This window comes from Candidatus Nitrospira allomarina (assembly GCF_032050975.1).
GTDB lineage: Bacteria > Nitrospirota > Nitrospiria > Nitrospirales > UBA8639 > Nitrospira_E > Nitrospira_E allomarina.
Map to the genome: position 1 here is coordinate 4,275,324 of NZ_CP116967.1, position 17,932 is coordinate 4,293,255.

Here is a 17,932-nt window from a genome sequence, read left to right on the forward strand (position 1 = left end):
TAACTTATAACCTCAGGCTTCACTTCTAAAACACTTTTGTCTGTCGTGTCGCGTTCAGATACCCGAGAAGGATATCCCGTCTTGCGACGACGCCGAGGAGTTTTCCCTCCTCATCGACCACCGGCATGCGGATCAGATGTTTCCCTTCCAGTCGATCAATAATCTCGATAGCCGGCGTCTCCCGTCTTACTGTCACCGGGGCAGGAGTCATTAAGTCCCTCGCCGGGACACCTGCCAAAGACCGCTCCTCCTTAATCGCATGGAGAAGATCGAACTCGCTGACAATCCCAAGCAAGTGCTGGTCACGGTCGACAATCGGCACACTGCCAAAACCCTCCTCGGTCATGGTCTGCGCCAGTGATTCTGCTGAATCCTCAGGATGATAGGCATACACGGCATCTTGCATGAATTGCTCGGCAATCAGTCCCTTAAAGTCACGGGAACCCACAATGTAATCAACGCGTCGCATAATCCACCCCTCCTTCGACAGGGAACTCGTGTGAGCGTCTGTGTTGAACGGACAACCCGGCACCACAGATTTTTCAATCCAACACCACTCTCCACATTCCCAAGGCTATGAGGCTAAAAATAAGACCTTCAACCATTCCTTCCCCCCAAGCTGCCAAACGGGGGCTGAATAACCACAGCTTCACCATCATCCAGCCTGGAAACTCTTTTCGCATGGTCTCACCTCCTTCCGATCCTCGACGACCCTTTATTCAGAGAATTTCATGTTCATCCTTAAGAATGTTCATGTTTTCCGTATCATGAAAACACGAAGGCCTTCCGGACATATGCATCCCCGGAAGGCCTTCGTATTGATCACTTTCGATAGGGTGCAAAAAGAACGATTTACCCCATGACGACCTCAATTTTTTTTTAGGTATCTTTCTACCATGCGCTTTTTTTGAATAAAAGTAAAGCGCCTCATTTTTGGGAAACAGGCGCACAGGGAAGAGGAAATGTTCCCGAAAAAAAAGGCAACGACCAGGACCATGAGAAAAACCTCTGGCATGTTTTTCAGGATTCCGCTGATTTTTTTTAATTCCGCATGACACGGTCCGCAAGAATATCCCTCTCCGACGAAAATGAGGTAAGATTTCGTACGGGTCCTTTCACTCAACTCATGATGAAACTTCGTCGACCACAAGAGACGTTAGCGGGTTGCTGTTGGCTCGCCCGTATGGCGGATAAAGTGCGGGCCTCTCGAGAGGGGAGCTTTCCGTTCCTCTACCGCTTGTCTTTGGGCAGTCCGATTGGAATTGACGGCTATTTCCTTCGACACTTCAGGCTGTCTTTTCGTCAATTTCGCAACGCCGTCATAGAAACTCATACGGACCAAAACCTGGAACAGTGGTTTCTGGGGCAGCCCGGAGTGAATTCCTCCGCTATATCGAGTTGGAATGACTTTGCCCCCAAGCTAGGCACTCCAGGCTACCCTGTCTCCTTTGTGCGCCATCTCATCAAATGGTTTGTCTATCCAAAATCCATCAGGAACCCCGTGAACAGTCTCTTTGAGATGATCGAACAGGATGAAGCCCCGTAATTCCGCTGCGTGCCTGGTGTCATAACACCACACCCAACACTCATAGATCACCTGCATGAACGATCACACCATTTTGGATGAAGTTCATCAAAATCCTGATACCGCTGCCGTGGCGAGCCGTCGCACCTAGATCCCCCCGACTGGCATCGGGGTCCCCTCAAAATTTTTGAATGGCTGTCCACACCCTTGGCGAAAAAAACGCCCCAGGGAGGACAGGCATGAGAACCCTTCTCGCCTCAAAGCATTTCAAATTGTTTCTCTTTTTTGAGGGCATTGTCTTTGGGCCAAACAGTAGGTCCTCACTTAGAGTCAGACCAAGAGAGGGAACGGCCTTATGCTGACCTGCAGGACATAAGATACGGCGCGGGACGCCTTCCATATCGGATTGCCGGGAAAAGGTGGCGAGGGTGGGGGAATTGTCGGGGAGATCTCAAACCGGTTAACCGTTGCCGTATGGTCTCCCGGCCTCAACGAGAATGGCAATTCATTCGCAGGGCCATACGCACTCGAATGATGTACCACCAAAATCGGAATTTCAATTTTCTGATTCGTAATGGTGGCAGTTTGTACAGCCAGATGAAATCGATTCGTTTAGGAGACTAAGAGGAACGGAGAACCAGATGACGAATGCCGTCGACAAGTTGGCTGGCAATGCCATTTTTGGTCAAATACAAGGTAGCTCCTGCTTCCAGCATGAGTCCTTGTACGTGTTTATCTTCCTGGACAGACAGGCCGATAATAGGGATCGAGGGGAATTCTCGTAAGATGCTTCGGGTCGCCTCAATGCCATTCATCTTCGGCATATTGACGTCCATCACAATAATATCCGGGCGAAGCGTTCGTGTGCTTTCAATGGCTTCCAGACCATTTTGTGCCTCTCCCACGACCAGAAAATCAGGTTGAACCTCCAATAATCCCCGCATGCCTTGTCTCACAAGGGCATGATCGTCGACGAGAAGAATTCGAATTCCCTTTTCCCGTGTCGTAATGGAAGACTGAGATCCCATGAAGGGTACGGGACCCGACCGGCTATCAGACAGTTCTGATTGAGGGCAAGAATCATAAGGAACATGAAGTGTGATGCAGGTCCCCTCCCCCGGTTTTGACTCGATCTGAATTTCCCCCCCCAGGGCTTCGACACGCTCACGGATACTGAAGAGTCCGAATTTTCCAGGCCTGGCAAGATCATGCGATTCGCTTGAGAGGTGAAACCCTCTTCCGTCATCCTCCACCTTCACTTCCAGTTCATGAGTTGCTGTTTTCTTAAGTGCAATCCTGGCGTGTTTCGTGTCGGCATGTTTCAGGATATTGAAGAGAAGTTCCCGCACCGCCTGAAATACAAATATGGCATGATCTTCCGGCAGTGAAATATCTTTATCTTCCTCCCGGACATCCACATGAAGATCATGTCGTTCAAATTGCCCTCCAAGCCAGAACAGGGCAGGCACAATCCCCAATTCATACAAAATACTAGGACTGAGCTCCGCAATGAGAGTCCTGGTGTACTCAAGGGAATCCGTCAGGATTTTATCGATGTCCTCGATATTTGTTTTCAATTCAGGAGTCCACCCTGCCCGATTCAGTTGGGCAAGCTTCATGCGGCAGACAACGATTAATTGGGCAAGATAATCGTGCAGTTCATTGGCCAGACGTCGACGTTCCCGTTGTTCGGTCACGACAAGCTCCGACGTCATCTCCCGGAGATGTTTTTGATAACTCAACAAGTCACGCGTGCGATCCCCGATACGTTGTTCGAGGGAATCGTTTAAAAGCTTCAATGCCTGTTCAGCCTTTTTTTGCTCGGTAATATCCACCATCGTAATGATGGCCCCGATTGTATTCTCGTCTTCATCCAGCAGAGGTCGGCCACTGAGGAGCAACGGCACGGTCCTGTTGGCAACTTGCAACGTCAATTCCAACCCATGGAGCGTCCTGCCTCCAATCACGTCCTCGATCACATTCCTCCCTTCATTCCATGGCTCACTTCCGCAGGCAGGCATTCCGGTGATAGAGGACCTAAATTGGAATTTTTCATGAAACCAGGTATGAAGGGTTGATTGCTGGACGAGTCTATCGGTCGCACGACTACTGCGAATAATTCGGCCGGACGGTTCACACACGACCACCGCTTCCCCCGTTTGTTCCAGAATCATTCTGGAAAATCTTTCCTCCGCCAGGGCCCGATCGTATTTCTTCTGTTCCGTCAGGTCGGTCAAAATCGCACAATGTAAATACTGGTTATCAATCTTAATGGAGACAAGTCCGACATAGACGGCAAGATCATGTCGATCTTTGGGCACCAAGCGAATTGACCCCGTTCCCCCGGCTGAGTGGGAATGGGAAGAAGACAGAGCTCGAAAAAAATCCCGATCTTCCTCAGCAATAAATGAGTCAAGCGAATAGCCGAACAACTCCTGATGGGCGTAATTGACCATTCCGGCAAATGTGGCATTCGCATAAAAAATAATCCCGGCATCATCAAAAATCACCGCCCCTTGGATCATATTATCGATGATGAGTCGATACGGATAGTCGGCGCTCTTGAGGGTAAAAACCTGATCCCCCTCCCCCGTTTCGACGATGAGGGCATCTACCCCTCCTTCCCGGATTGCCTGGAGCGTGTCTTCCGCCTCCTTCAACCGTTGCTGTAATATTTCCTCTCGACTTGAAGGAACGTATTTGGCCAGAGACAGTTTACGTTTGGAAGCCATGGATATCTCCCGATTATTGATCCCTATGAGGTCAGAGGAGGAGACGGAGTCAATCCCAGCGAATGTAGCACACGGTCCTTTTTTGAAAGATCTCCGATGATCCGGCAACTGGGAAGCGGGAATTCTTTGATGAGGGTCGGGGCGGCAAAGATTTGATGGGCCCGGGCGGAAGAAGGATTACGGTACAGGTCGATAATTTGTAGGTCAGGATTCAGGTCTCCAAGATAGTCCCGGCAAATGGATTTGATATTGGTCATGGCACGCAGCGACAGGCTGGTCACGCCGGTGACATACAGGCGAAGACGAATTCCGGAATCTTGCCCGGCAGGAACGACCTTCCCGGTGGTTGATGGCCTGCGAGGGTTCATGATGGTGGCTCCATGGCGCTTGAGATAATCACTTCACCTGAGTCGTCAGACAGATCGAGCCCCACTAACACTTTTTCTGTGTTCGATAAATCCCCAATGATTTTTTTTAAGGGAGGCGGCAATTTTTTGACCAATGTCGGAATAGCTAAAATCTGGTCAAGTCTGGCCCTCTTGGGCTCCTGGAGAAGATCTACAATTTCCACCGTATACTTTGAGGACAGATGGGTGTCGCATAATTGTTTTAAATTACTCATGGCAAGACGCGATTTGGGAGAATGTCCCGCAACATAGAGGGTTAAGTGGTAAGGAGAATTTTTTGCACCACGCCCCTGGGATTTCGTTGTGCCTTGTTTCGCATTCCTCATAGTTGGAAGACCCTTCTCGATTCATTTATCAGGCTGACACACCACAATTTCTTCACAATATCTTTCCTGCTGTCTCTTGTTGCTGTGCAAACGCCTTTTTCCCCAACCTCATGATTCAATGGGCATGGCGAACCGGCCAGGATCATGGTCCTAACGGTTACCTCCAGACATTTCATTGACATGCCAGCCACGATGATTCATCGTATATCTCCGAACCTGATGAGAATGCGACATTCCCCGGGATTTCAAAATATACAGTTGCCGCTGGTGTTCACCATTAAATTCCCGGTTTGACAGAAGAATCCAGGTGTCCGCCAGTGAGGAAACCCCGATTTCCGCCTCCTGAGCAGGTTCCGAAGGCGCGCTGAGGCCTGTGCAGACCAAGGTGATTTGTTGGGATTTCAGAAAATCCACCATCCGTAAAAATAACGCCTTGACCTCGCGAGTTGAACCAATGGACAAAAAATCATTAATTGGATCCATGATTACCAACGTCGGGTGATGAGTGTGCACCGCATTGTAAAAATTCACCAGATGGGATTCCAATCCGAATAGGGTTGGACGGGAGGCTTCAATGTGCAACAAGCCCTTATTCACCCATTTCTCCAATGAGAGGCCGATCGATTTCATGTTCCGGATGATCTGAGGACTGGATTCTTCAAAGGCAAAATACAGGGCTTTTTCTCCCTTACGACAGGCCGCATCAGCAAAATGCGAGGCCAAGCTCGTTTTCCCCGTCCCGACTCCTCCCGTCACCAGAATCGTCGAACCCCGATACACACCCTCTCCTCCGAACATCTCATTCAACCGGGGAACGCCGGTCGAAATTTTGTCGTTTGAAACTTTGTGTTCAAGGACTAAGGACGTGATGGGCAAAACGGACAGCCCATGTTCTCCAATGAGAAAGGGAAATTCATTGGTGCCATGCATACTTCCCCGATATTTGACCACCCGCAACCGGCGGGTGGACATCTGGTCGCTCACTCGGTGATCCAGCAGAATGACGCAGTCAGATACATATTCCTCGAGCCCTTGACGGGTTAAGGCCCCCTCTCCCCGTTCGCCGGTGACAATGGAGGTCATATTTCTCTCTTTCAGCCATTGAAACAGACGACGCAACTCCGAGCGGATAATCCCCTGATTGGATAATCCGCCGAAAAGGACTTCGATCGTGTCCAACACAATCCGTTTGGCACCGATGGCGTCGATGGACTCACCCAGCCGCACAAACAATCCTTCGAGATCGTATTCTCCGTTCTCTTCAAATTCTGTGGCCTCAATGGGAATCGTATCCAAAATTAATTTGTTATCCTTAATTAAGCCATCCAGATCAAACCCCAGGGACCGGACGTTTTGGGTCAATTCCTCGGCCGTTTCCTCGAAAGCCAACATCACCCCGGGTTCGCCCATTTGGACAGCGCCGCGAACAAGAAATTCCATGCCCAGAAGTGTTTTTCCACAGCCAGGGCTTCCGCAGACCAACGTGGTTCGTCCCCTGGGAAGTCCGCCCGCCGTGATGTCATCCAGGCCTTGAATGCCGGTTGGCGCTTTGGGAAATTCTGAATGAACCGGTTTAATGAATGATTTTTTCCTGGGCATGATTTACAATTTCCTGAAATAGTAAAAAATGACGACAAAATTTAACACAATCCCTTTAAAAATTATACAGATTGGCGAAAAACTTCAAGTTTCCACCAACAACGGCTGGCAGGTGATTTCCCTAAACACACAATTTTGTGACCCCCTCTCAAATTTTTTTTCAGCATGAGGCAGTCACTTTCACGGGGCACTTGAGGAGCTTGGGAGACAGGGTATCAGTTGGTTTGGAACGAGAAGAATGGACGGAATAGATCGAAGCCCGGCTAATTTGTCGAATATTCCGATAAATTCTTTCTCCTTCCATAAAAACCGCCCGTCGCATTTCAAAGACCTTTTGCCCTTTATCCCCTAGTGGTTTGGCCCATGCATACTCGTTCAACTTCTCAGGCGTACAACCGTTGCCCATCCATCCTTCTGCTTTTTCTAGCGATATGGTTTGTCGGTCCTCCACCCTCCATTCATCCGAAACCCCTACAAGGCGTCCCTGACGGCCCACCATCGCCAGAGACCTGCACCGCCCACGCACCGGTCACGAACGAATGTATCGAAGCCGGTCTTCGGAGGAGGCGTGAATTGCTCCGGGCGGAACCCGCATTCCAGGTCAATTCCCCCGCGACTCATCTCAAATTGGCGGAAATACTCAACCAGCAGGGAGATCCGAACGGCGCCATTGAGGAATATCGGGCCGCCATTCAACTCGATCCCGATCTTCCCGGTGCATTTCAGGGTTTGGGAGCCGTCTATCTTGATCAACACGAATGGAAACAGGCCGAAGGAGCGCTTGATAGAGCCACACAATTAGGGAGCGGAAATAGTCAGACTGAATACTGGCTGGGACGGTCACGATTGGCACAACAGAAATTTCACGAGGCTCAGCAGGCATTCAGCACAGCGACAAAACTCAATCCCTACGATGCGGAGGCCTTCTCCGATTTAGGTCTGACCTACATGGCCCAAGGTCACCCCACCCAAGCTATCAAGGCTCTTCGCCAGGCCATTAGCTTGCGACCGGATTATTCAGAAGCCCATTCCCGCCTGGAGCTGGTCGATGCCTTTAAACACAACCAGGATCAACTCGTCATTGAAACCGCAAAAATTCTACACTTTCTTTTCAGAAGGGAATAGAGTTCTCCTTCGTCCGCAAGCTCAACCCTCATGTGAGGTGAATGAAATTCGCCCGACGCCCTTTGCCTTCTTTTCCAATAAGGCTAAAATCTCCACGAGATCCCCGCCCCCGTCAAGAAATCATCGCTTCCATGAGTCAGGCCGCCTCCCACGCGCACATCCAATTGAAGATTGTCTGTCAAATGATAGAGCACTCCCGTTTGGAGAAAATTTGCACTCCCACTCGCCACATCTCTGGGATACAATCCGAAATATTCCACGAACCCGGTTAATCGATCCCGAATGGCTGCGCTCAGTCCCAGGGACGAAGAGACCTGCACAAACCGTGTGCCCTGAGAAGTAGGACTGCCGACATTCACCGTCCCGAATAACCCCACTCTTTCATTCACCGCATACGTCAAAATCGTCCGGAAGAGCGGGTCGACCCGATCCGAAGAAAAATCCTTATCACCCGTGGGAATCGACAGCCGGCCGACGAAACTCAACCGTGGTCTAAACCCCTGTTGCTGAAGGACCTGAACTTTAAATCCCAAGGCAAGATCATTGAACCCATTCACATCCTGGCCATTGTCAATGTAAGTCAGAGTTGGCCATTCCACGCGAAACTCCACAATCTCGGTCAATCCAATACGGACAAGGGTCTCAGGAAAGTTATGGGTTTTGACATCGGGGGATGCCTTTTCAAGAGAAAAGGTATATCCCGTTTCAATTTGAATGCGTCCCTTAGGGATGGTGGCAGGACTCAGGCTGAATGTCGGCCGATCCGTCGCAATCGGTCCCGAAAACGAGCCGGCCTGCCCCATGATCCATGGACGGGAAGGCGTCGGCTCGCCTTCATTGTCCTGTCCATAACACCAGGACTGTCCAAGCAGGATCACACACAGTGACCATCCTAAGACTCTAGCGAGCGATCGTCCAATTCTTGTGTTGTCGGAAAAACAGGATACGCGCTTAGAATTACGCAATTTGATTCACGACCCGTCGAATGGCCTCGACCAATTGGTTGGCGACACTCCCTTTGGTCACATACATGGCGGCCCCGGCTTCCAGCAGCATTTTTTCGATCTGCTTGTCCTCATGAACCGACAGGCCGATGACCCTGATTGAAGGGTGTTCCTGGGTAAGCCACTTTGTCGCCTCGATGCCATTGATCTTTGGCATGTTGACATCCATAACCACAACATCGGGAAGAACCAGTTGGGTTATCTCTATAGCTTCTTCTCCATTTTTTGCTTCTCCCACGATGACAAAATCTTCATGGTGTTCGAGCAGGGTTCGAATTCCTTCACGAATCATGGCATGATCATCGACCAGAAGAATCCGTACAACTTTTTTCCTTGAACCCCCTTGCGCGATTGGATCAAGCGGTTTTTGAATGTCTTGGGAATCTGAGTTCGACACCACCGTTGGCGAGACCGGCTGAAGCGGAACGACGAGGGTAGCCTGAGTACCTTTCCCTGGTGCGGATTCGATGTCAAAGCGACCGCCCAGCGCTTCCGTTCGCTCTCTAATACTAAACAGCCCAAATCGACCGGGTTTGGAATAATCTGTTGAAATCGGCGATGGGTGAAACCCCTTCCCGGCATCCTCCACCTTCACGTGAAGTTCCTGGGATCCCGTCCTCTTGAGGGAAACAATGGCCTCGCTCACACCAGAGTGCTTGATGACATTAAAGAGTAATTCGCGAACGGCCTGAAACACAAAAATCGCCTGATCCTCTGAAAGGTCTATGGCCTGGTCTCCATGCTGTACCTGTACTCGCAAACTATGGCGCTCCATTTGCTGACCCAACCATTTCAGAGCGGGAACGAGACCGAGTTCGTAGAGAATGCTGGGACTCAGCTCGGCAATCAAGGTGCGGGTGTAGGAAAGCGAGTCGGAAAGGATTTGATCGATTTCCTCCAGATTGGTCTTTAAGGCAGCCATGCTCCATTCATTGATGGCCTGAGCCAGTTTCATCCGGCAGACCACAAGTAATTGCGCCAGATAATCATGCAGTTCGGTGGACAAGCGTCGCCGTTCCCGTTGTTCCGTGACCACCAACTCGGACGTCATGGCTCGCAGATTCTCCTGATAGACCAACAGATCACGAGTCCGATCAGACACTCGTTGCTCCAGGGTATCGTTTAATTCTTGCAGGGCCTGTTCTGCCTGTTTTCTCGCCGTAATATCGGTGGCTATTCCACAAATGGCATAGGGCGCTCCTGCTGCGTCGCATAAAGGAAACTTCACCGAAAGGTACGTCTGAATTCCATCAGGAAGGTGCAACTGCTCTTCAAATTCTTGCGAGGTTCCGGATTGAAGAACTTTCCGATCATTGGCAATCAATTGGCTTGCTGAACGGGAGTGAAACAATTCCTGATCTGTTTTTCCAATAATGGCTTCCCTGGATAATTGAACAATCGTTTCAAACCGTTTATTCACCAATTGGTACTTCCCATCGAGATCTTTCACAAACTTCACCGTTGGAGAATTCTCCCAGATAGCCTGGAGCCGGCCTTCACTAGCCTCCAGCGCGGCACCAATGCGTTGTTGTTCGGAGATATCCCGTTCAATAAGAGAATGTCCGGTCAGCCCTCCATCCACGCCGACAATAGGAGAAGTGGTTAAAGAAACAGAAAAGACCGAACCATCCTTTTTCATTCTGAGGAATACCCGTTTAGATTCTCCATTTTTGGTCCCCAGAATATCCATGAGCCAAGAGGCTTCCTGTTGGGCCTCAGGAAGGAGGAGACGGGATAGAGACTGACCTAGCATTTCGGAGGCCATGTACCCGTACATGCGCTCCGCTCCATGATTCCAACTGCTAATTATGCCGTCCGAATTGATGCTATAAATGGCATCCTGAGATGATTCAACAATTGAGGCCAGTCGTCTCAAATTTTCCGCGCCGCGTTTTCGCTGCTCGATTTCTTTTTGAGCGGATTGGTACAAGCGTGCATTATCGATGGAAATGGCAGCTTGCGAGGCAATCCCAACCACCATGGTTTCGGCCATTTTGGTAAACACATTGGGCTGTGAATGGCCGAAAAATAATCCTCCAAGAACTTCGCCCGACCGGGATACCACCGGAACCGCCAGATAGCTTCTGACGGGAAGATGACCCGGAGGCATCCCGTGATAGGGAGCCATCTGTCCATAACGAGGATCGTCCTTCACATCAGCAATTCGGACGACCGCCTCCCCGGAAAAAGTCGGGGCGAAAATCGGTGTATTTCTGGGCATCGGGAATTGTTCAAAGGCTTCGCGAGGGACACCGGAAATCGTATAAAGGACAAACGATTCTCCTTTGTCATCCATCACATTATAAAAAAACGCCCCGAATTCCCCTCCCGTTAATTCACGGCACTCATCCGTGACGGACTGGACCAATTTCTCTAAATTCAACTCCGCGGCCAACATCCTGCCAATTCGATTCACCACCTCTAAGGCATGTGTCTGTTGTCGTAGCCGTTCCTGACCTTCCACTTTCTCAATGGCAATGGAGGCCGAATGCGCAAGAAATTCCACATATTCTTTTTCCTCATCCGTCGGTGAACGGAGAACCGTATAATAGAGGGCAAAGGTGCCAAGGGCACGACCATCGCTGGCCATTATGGGCATTGACCAGCATGCCCGTAATCCATGGCGCTCCGCCAAATCCTTAAATTGGACCCAATTCGGATGTGTGCTGATATTGGGGATGATGACCGGTTCCTTCAGATAGGCGGCAGCGCCACACGCTCCGACTTCCGGGCCTATAGCCACGCCATCAATTGCTTGTCGATACGCTTCAGGGAGGGAGGGACCTGCACCATGGTGCAAATGGCAGCCTTCCTCATTCAGCAGAAGTATGGAGGCCAACGTATCTGAACCACAATGTCGCTCAATTTCCAGACAGAGATTGTCCAGAATCTCCGGAAGAGAATTACCACTGATAATCTGCTCCAGCACCTCATTGTGACTTTGCAATATTCGTTCGGCACGATTCTGAGAATTGCTATCCTTCAATGTCACGAGAGCGCCAATGATCCCCATGCCTTCGGTGAGTATGGGGCGGGCATCGAACATGACCGGGGAAAACGTTCCATCCTGTTTTTCCAGAAATACCTTTTTACCGCAAAGGGTCTCTCCGTTTAAAACCTGCGCCATGAATGTTCCGCTGAGATTTGAAAGAGGGAGGTCTGAAGGCGGCATTCTCCTGTTGGAATAGAAAAGGTGAACAATCTCTTCAAAGGGCCTATTCAAGCACAGGGTTTGAGCGTAATGTTTGACGGCAGAGCTGGTACGAATGATGTTTCCTGACACATCGCAAACAATCAGGGCATCTCTCGTTTGATCGAGGACTTCACAAAGTAAGCGTTCTACAAATACACCTCCGCCGTTTTGCTGGGGCTCAGGTCGACCTTGCCCAATAGTCGGATCGACAGACTTGGCTTCCGCCGCCCTTTTAGCCTCTTGGGAAGGTGTGTGGGAATTTTCCATCCTGGTCCAATTTCGGTTAAAAATACTATTCCGTCGAATCCATCTGAACCCCAGGTCTTAAATTTTTATGCACGTCCATCATCGTTTTGAAGCTTCTAACCAAAATTTGTTGCCATGAAGGCAGACCACACCCCTATCCTCAATCAGGATCAAATCACGCTAATCTAACACTGGGGCTTCATTGTTTCAGTTTTCCTATTAAAGTTAAACTGTCAACAACCCTTGAATCAACATCCTCAAAGCGACGATGGGACAAAGCTACCCGAATACATCTATACATTTTGGTAGGGGTACTCAGGGCCTGGAATCGGTGAAATGAACGCTACCATAGAGATAACCATTTATGAAAATAATGGAGAAGGAATGAACGCTCCGTCGCAAGCCAGCGAGGGAGAGACTGAAAAACGAAGGCAGCCTTGGTCGCCCGTATTTTTACCGGAGCGAGCACCATGTACTACCACCCTATAAGTCTTTCGGGGACGGATTCTTCCCCCTCAAGAGAAGGTGCTTGACGTTAAAATTAGGGTTATGTCTTTATATGAAATCACTAGCTATATATTGATATTTTTCGTTATACTCGTTCAATATTCATGCAGTACATCTTCTTAATGTTTTTTTAGCCTCATTCATCATACCTTTTTTACCCAAAATGGCGTATCTTGATAAACTAAACCTCTCATTTTTTTATCCCTAAGTGCGTTGCATGCGAAGAAGTTTGCGAAGCTCGGATCTCCGTTCTTTCCCCCAAGTGCAGTGTCTTAACTCATTTTGGAAAGCCTTGTGGACATCGGTTTGATTGTGGGCTGAGAGAATCAAAACGACTGTACATCAATCGAGGATGTTCACCTAAAAAGGGGCATTTAGAATGAGAGCAACAATAAAAATTGTTGCTCCCTTTCCTGAACTAACGAAAATGTCATCTGATTGGGTTTGTTGACTCAATATTAGACAGGGGGCAGGTCATCGAAAGATAGGAAAGTTGCAGAAATTTAGGTGTTCATTTAAAAGCGCGCGATGCTCGAAAGCGCATAAGTAGTAGGAAGACGCGATGTATTTTAATTTTTTCGGGTTACGGACCAAACCATTTAATACCACCCCGGATCCGGATTTTTTGTATCTCAGTCCCGGCCACAAACAGGCGTTGGGTTCGCTGATTTATGGAATAAAGGAAAAAAAAGGGTTTATTGCTGTCACCGGGCAGGTTGGTCTTGGAAAAACGACGATTCTCCGCTCGTTTCTGGATCAACCCCATCAACCCAATCAGGAAACCATATATCTCCTCAATCCCAACCTGTCATTTACAAGCTTGCTCAAGACCCTTCTGCGTGAATTGGGACACACCCCCATTGAGGGGGACGATGCCGAAGTGTTGGAACAACTGCATTTTGTCCTCATTGAAAAGTATCGAGAAGGTAAGACCGTGGTTCTCTTGATTGACGAAGCGCAAAATATGCCGGTAGACACATTGGAACATCTGCGGATGTTGTCAAACTTGGAAACTCCAAAAGACAAGCTCATTCAAATTGTGCTGTTGGGTCAACCGGAATTAGATGCCCTTCTCGATCAGTATGAACTCCGGCAGTTACGGCAACGCATCGCCGTGCGAGCCATCATTCAGCCCCTCTCCAAACCGGAAAGTTTTGAATATATCCGGCATCGGTTGGACAAGGCCGGCGGAGAAGGGAAAAAGATTTTTACAAACTCAGCCTTAGGCCTCATTGTTCAGGAAGCCAAAGGGATTCCCCGGCGCCTGAATATTCTTTGTGATAATGCTCTGGTTACGGCCTTTGGGTATAACACAGCCTTGGTGACAGCTAAAATTGCCAAAGAGGTGATCGGTGATCTGACAGGCCAACCCGCCCATACACTCTGGAAATTAGTCCCCCTGATTGGTTTGGCTCTCATCCTTGTCCTTGGGCTGGTCGCACTCCTGCCCCTGACTGAATCAAAATTTTCGGATTTCCCTTCAATAAATAGGATTGGAGAAACGGATACAGATAAGGAGAACCCAAAACAGGACCTCGTATCTGATCAAGATCTCCTCAGCGTAGACGAAAATACCCCATCTCCTACTCAAACGGTTCCGACTTTGACCGAAAGAGCACAGACGTTCTTAACGCAATCAGTATCTGAAGTGTTTGAGAATTTACGAACCCGGGCCGGCTCAAATTTCGAATCAATCACAACTCAAGCCTCCGTCAACCCACATATCGACTCTGAAAATCAAAAGGATCTCCTGCTTGCCGGAATTCCACCGGATAACTTCCAGCGTGAGGGACCTCCAGTCTCAGATGACCGAGAGGTACCATCAACCTCAGAAACAGTATTGCCTGGAATCCTTCCCCTCCACCAAGAACACTTCGACCTCTCCACGCAGGAAGACGGTGGAGTGAAGGCTGAAGCAGACAGTCCGGAAAATGGAGCGAGGCTTAGTCACGTTGAAATGGAAACACCATCTATCCAGTCGGCCCAACAAGAACTGCCTGAGCTCTTAATTCAGGAAGAAGGTATCGCGACGGCTGAAGCAAATAGTATGGTAGAAGAAAATCCAGTACTTCAGGATGAGGCAAGGATCCCATCTGAGAATGTCAGTGAGGACAATCTGGTTCGATTGAGTCCTGAAAACCTCAGCGAGCGTGCAGGACAACCCACCCTAGCCGCTGAGGAACCATTAAGTATCCCTATCCAGGATAATTCTCCTCCGGTCCCTGTGCCTCATAAACGTGGCGCATCGAAGGAAAGTCCAAGTAAGCCAGAAGTGGTTGCCTCATCTTTACCCGTTACCAGGATCGTGAAAAAGGGTGACACAATGGCAAAGTTATTGCATGATGTGTATGGGGTCTCTAGTCCATCGACAGTTCAATTCGTTCTTGAACATAATCGGCATATTACAAGCGTGCGAAGAATGTATCCGGGGCAAAAGATTATGTTTCCGCCCCTACAAAGCGTCGAGAGAAAAAACAAGTTGACTGAGGCAGACGTGACTTTGGTGTCGGTTAAAGATGAGGGATTACCTCCTTCGAAAGCCATCTTTGCTCACTCTTCCACGCAACTCAAACCGAATGAGGTCAAAAACGAGGCCAAACGCGATTCCCCCTATGCGGTGGCTACCGTGCAAGAGGGGGATACCCTAGAAAAATTGATAAAGGTGATTTATGGATCGTCTCATCCGAGCTATGTTCAACGTGTCCTGGAGTACAACCCCAACATTCGGAATCCCAAAAAGATCTTTCCAGGGCAGGACATTGCCTTTCCTAAAATTGCTCAGGATGTGAAAACGCAGACAGACCTGGCATCTGAAGCCAATCCAGCGGAATAGACAATAAATTTCTTTGGCCAAAGTGGCAAAACCTTGAATATTTCTGAATGAGATTCGCTTAATGAGTAAAGTATACGAGGCATTAAAACAGGCATACGAAAATCAACTTGAAGTCATCAAGATCCATCCGCTAGAAGAACGCCCATGTTCGCAACCGGTCGTCGTTTCCAATTTACCTCCTCTAAAAATGAGGCGGGAGATGGTGCAACTGGAACAACGCCTTTCAGGCCTTCTGCCTGACCCCCAACACAACATCATTCAGTTTATCAGTAGCAGGAACCAGGAAGGCGTCTCGACCATTGTTCAGGAGCTCGGAAGAGTCCTTGTAGAAAAACAGGGGAAGTCCGTGTTGCTAGTCGATGGAGATTCTCAAAAATTAACGCAACATCAATTCTTTGGAATTCCTCCAAAAATCCCTTTGCAATATCTCATGAGTAACGGGGGAGATTTAGATCAGGCCATTACACCTGTCCTTCATTCCCGCTTGTTCCTCGCCATGCTCTCTGGAGACAGTGCAGAAACCCTGCAACATGACGTCATTACAAACAAACAGGATTTGTGGAACCATATACGAAAACAATTTGACATGATTCTCATTGATACCGCACCAATCGATATCTCTGATGAGGGCTTGGAGTTGTGTGCTGCCGCTGATGGGGTAGTAATGGTGGTAGAAGCAGAAAAAACGCGCTCACAAGTCATTTCAAATCTCAGAGATCGTATTACACACAGTGGTGGAAACCTCCTTGGCATGGTCTTCAATAAACAGCGTTATTACATTCCATCCTGGATCTATTCGAAATTATAATCCCATTGTTTAGTAAATAAACTTGGATCGAGACCACAGACAACACGAGGATTCTCCCCTCCCAATACCGATACATCAATTATGAGTACACATCCCTCCCAATCTTCACGCCATAACCACGAAATTGATTATTTCAGTATTCGGGATATCCTCACAATACTTTTCAAGCATCGATATGAGATCATCGCCATCTTCGTATTTTTTACGATTATTTCTTTGATTATTTCGATGAAGATGACGCCGATTTATCGAGCAGAATCAAGTCTTATGGTGAAAGTCGGCAGGGAGCATATGTACAGCGCAGAGGTAGGAGATCAAAACCCCAAAATGGTTTTTGACCTTGAGACGCTTATTGATCCCGAAATTACCATACTGACAAGCCGAGATCTCAGCCGAAAAGTTGTGGAGGCAATTGGGGTGAAAAACCTATATCCAGAAATCTTCGAAGAGAATGAATTAACCATTTCGCCTCTTGAGGCTGCGTTAATAAATTTCTCAGGAAACCTCTCTGTAACAAGGTCCGGGAAATCGAATGTCATACTCGTGAATTTTGAACACGCCATTCCCGAGATAGCTGCAAGAGCGGTAAACTTACTGGGTGAGTTCTGGAAAGAAAAACACCTTGCGATTTTTAGCAATCCTCAGGCCTCTTTCTTGGAAGATCAAGTTGAAACATTTCGTGAAAAGTTGGAACAGTCAGAAACCGTTTTACAAGATTTTAAAAGAGAGAATAGAATTTCCTCCCTATTAGACCAGAGGGCTTTGTTACTTGAACAACGACAAAATTTAGACAGCAGATTGAAATCTAATGAAGATGAAGTAAAGGGATTAGGCTCAAAGATTTTTTCTATCAGGGACCAATTAAAGGATATTGCTGAATACATTCCCATCATGACTGTCAACGAACAGCTTCATCAACGAATTGCAGAAACACGAAATGAGTATTTGGCTCTCAAGAGAAAGGAGCAGCAATTCCTAGGAAAATATCAGGAGAGCAGTCGAATAATTACCGACATTCGAGAAGAAATAGCTCTTATTCAGGCTTCGATCCAAGATCAGGAAGAGCAACTAAAAGATCAAGTCACCCGGGGAAGAAACCCTGTCTTTCAGGATCTTCAGCTCGCGCTTCTCAAAACCGAATCTGAAGTAAGCTCTCTCAATACCAAGCAAGAAGTTATCTTGAGACAAATTAAAGAGGTCGACACTCAAATTGTCCACTTGAATGCATTAGAGAAACAGTTTGATGCCCTTCAACGTGAGGTCCACAAAGATCAAGAAAATCTGCGAATGTATGTAGAAAAATTTGAAATGGCCCATGTCTCCACAGAAATGGACAACAGACAGATGGCCAATGTAAGCGTCATTCAGACGGCTTCTATCCCCATCCAACCCATCAAACCCAATAAGTCTTTTATATTGTGTTTTGGAATTGTGTTGGGGATGTTGAGCGGAACGGCTTGGGCCTTTGTGGCAGAGTTTTTCAAAGGGGGGTACACACGGCCGGAACAGGCTTCACTCGAGCAGGGAATCCCTGTTCTCACCAGCATTAGATATAAAAGCTAAATCCAACGCAAGCCCAGGCGAGGACGACATTCTGCAGGTTGACACCATCATCGTCTCCGTATCA

At 48.3% G+C, this 17,932-nt stretch carries 14 protein-coding genes; 6 read left to right on the plus strand and 8 right to left on the minus strand.

The window, feature by feature from the left end; translation table 11 throughout:
- Nucleotides 1-25 precede the first annotated feature (25 nt).
- Both PP769_RS18630 and PP769_RS18635 read right to left on the minus strand, forming a co-directional pair.
- Nucleotides 26-469, minus strand: coding sequence for a CBS domain-containing protein (locus PP769_RS18630; RefSeq protein WP_312643115.1), 444 nt, complete (start codon nucleotides 467-469; stop codon nucleotides 26-28).
- Between the two features lie 73 nt (nucleotides 470-542).
- On the minus strand, nucleotides 543-683 hold the full coding sequence (locus PP769_RS18635) for a hypothetical protein (RefSeq protein WP_312643117.1): 141 nt from the start codon (nucleotides 681-683) through the stop codon (nucleotides 543-545).
- A 443-nt stretch (nucleotides 684-1,126) separates the two neighbouring features.
- Here PP769_RS18635 and PP769_RS18640 point away from each other — a divergent pair, with 443 nt between their 5' ends.
- Nucleotides 1,127-1,546 carry a DUF5069 domain-containing protein gene (locus PP769_RS18640; RefSeq protein WP_312643119.1) on the plus strand — a complete coding sequence of 140 codons (420 nt, stop codon included), beginning with the start codon at nucleotides 1,127-1,129 and terminating at the stop codon, nucleotides 1,544-1,546.
- A gap of 379 nt (nucleotides 1,547-1,925) precedes the next feature.
- A complete protein-coding gene (locus PP769_RS19835) occupies nucleotides 1,926-2,060 on the plus strand; it encodes a glutaminase (protein ID WP_376753457.1) in 135 nt (44 codons plus the stop codon).
- 85 nt (nucleotides 2,061-2,145) lie between these two features.
- Here PP769_RS19835 and PP769_RS18645 read toward each other — a convergent pair whose 3' ends face one another.
- The 4 genes from PP769_RS18645 to kaiC form a co-directional block, all read right to left on the minus strand.
- Nucleotides 2,146-4,257: a response regulator gene (locus PP769_RS18645; protein WP_312643121.1), complete on the minus strand. Its 2,112-nt coding sequence runs from the start codon at nucleotides 4,255-4,257 to the stop codon at nucleotides 2,146-2,148.
- Between the two features lie 23 nt (nucleotides 4,258-4,280).
- Nucleotides 4,281-4,625 carry a circadian clock KaiB family protein gene (locus PP769_RS18650; protein WP_312643122.1) on the minus strand — a complete coding sequence of 115 codons (345 nt, stop codon included), beginning with the start codon at nucleotides 4,623-4,625 and terminating at the stop codon, nucleotides 4,281-4,283.
- A complete protein-coding gene (locus PP769_RS18655) occupies nucleotides 4,622-4,990 on the minus strand; it encodes a circadian clock KaiB family protein (protein ID WP_312643124.1) in 369 nt (122 codons plus the stop codon). The genes PP769_RS18650 and PP769_RS18655 overlap by 4 nt, the downstream gene beginning before the upstream one ends.
- 150 nt (nucleotides 4,991-5,140) lie before the next feature.
- Entirely contained in the window at nucleotides 5,141-6,589 is a 1,449-nt protein-coding gene (kaiC, locus tag PP769_RS18660) for a circadian clock protein KaiC (RefSeq protein ID WP_312643126.1), read from the minus strand.
- 363 nt (nucleotides 6,590-6,952) lie between these two features.
- On the opposite strand from kaiC, the gene PP769_RS18665 reads away from it, so the two are divergent.
- The gene (locus PP769_RS18665; protein ID WP_312643128.1) at nucleotides 6,953-7,714 is read left to right on the plus strand and encodes a tetratricopeptide repeat protein; all 762 of its coding nucleotides are present in this window, start codon (nucleotides 6,953-6,955) and stop codon (nucleotides 7,712-7,714) included.
- A gap of 83 nt (nucleotides 7,715-7,797) precedes the next feature.
- Here the strand turns inward: PP769_RS18665 and PP769_RS18670 are convergent, their stop codons facing one another.
- Nucleotides 7,798-8,592, minus strand: a complete 795-nt coding sequence (locus PP769_RS18670; RefSeq protein WP_312643131.1) for a transporter — start codon at nucleotides 8,590-8,592, stop codon at nucleotides 7,798-7,800.
- 79 nt (nucleotides 8,593-8,671) lie between these two features.
- Nucleotides 8,672-12,178 (minus strand): PAS domain S-box protein, encoded by a 3,507-nt coding sequence (locus PP769_RS18675; RefSeq protein WP_312643133.1) that lies wholly within the window; start codon nucleotides 12,176-12,178, stop codon nucleotides 8,672-8,674.
- Between the two features lie 1,048 nt (nucleotides 12,179-13,226).
- On the opposite strand from PP769_RS18675, the gene PP769_RS18680 reads away from it, so the two are divergent.
- The 3 genes from PP769_RS18680 to PP769_RS18690 all read left to right on the plus strand — a co-directional run bounded on the left by PP769_RS18680 (nucleotide 13,227) and on the right by PP769_RS18690 (nucleotide 17,868).
- The gene (locus PP769_RS18680) at nucleotides 13,227-15,497 is read left to right on the plus strand and encodes an AAA family ATPase (RefSeq protein WP_312643135.1); all 2,271 of its coding nucleotides are present in this window, start codon (nucleotides 13,227-13,229) and stop codon (nucleotides 15,495-15,497) included.
- Nucleotides 15,498-15,558: 61 nt separating this feature from the next.
- Complete coding sequence (locus PP769_RS18685; RefSeq protein ID WP_312643137.1) at nucleotides 15,559-16,305, plus strand: CpsD/CapB family tyrosine-protein kinase; 747 nt, start codon at nucleotides 15,559-15,561, stop codon at nucleotides 16,303-16,305.
- A gap of 81 nt (nucleotides 16,306-16,386) precedes the next feature.
- Nucleotides 16,387-17,868, plus strand: a complete 1,482-nt coding sequence (locus tag PP769_RS18690) for a GumC family protein (RefSeq protein WP_312643140.1) — start codon at nucleotides 16,387-16,389, stop codon at nucleotides 17,866-17,868.
- Nucleotides 17,869-17,932 lie beyond the last annotated feature (64 nt).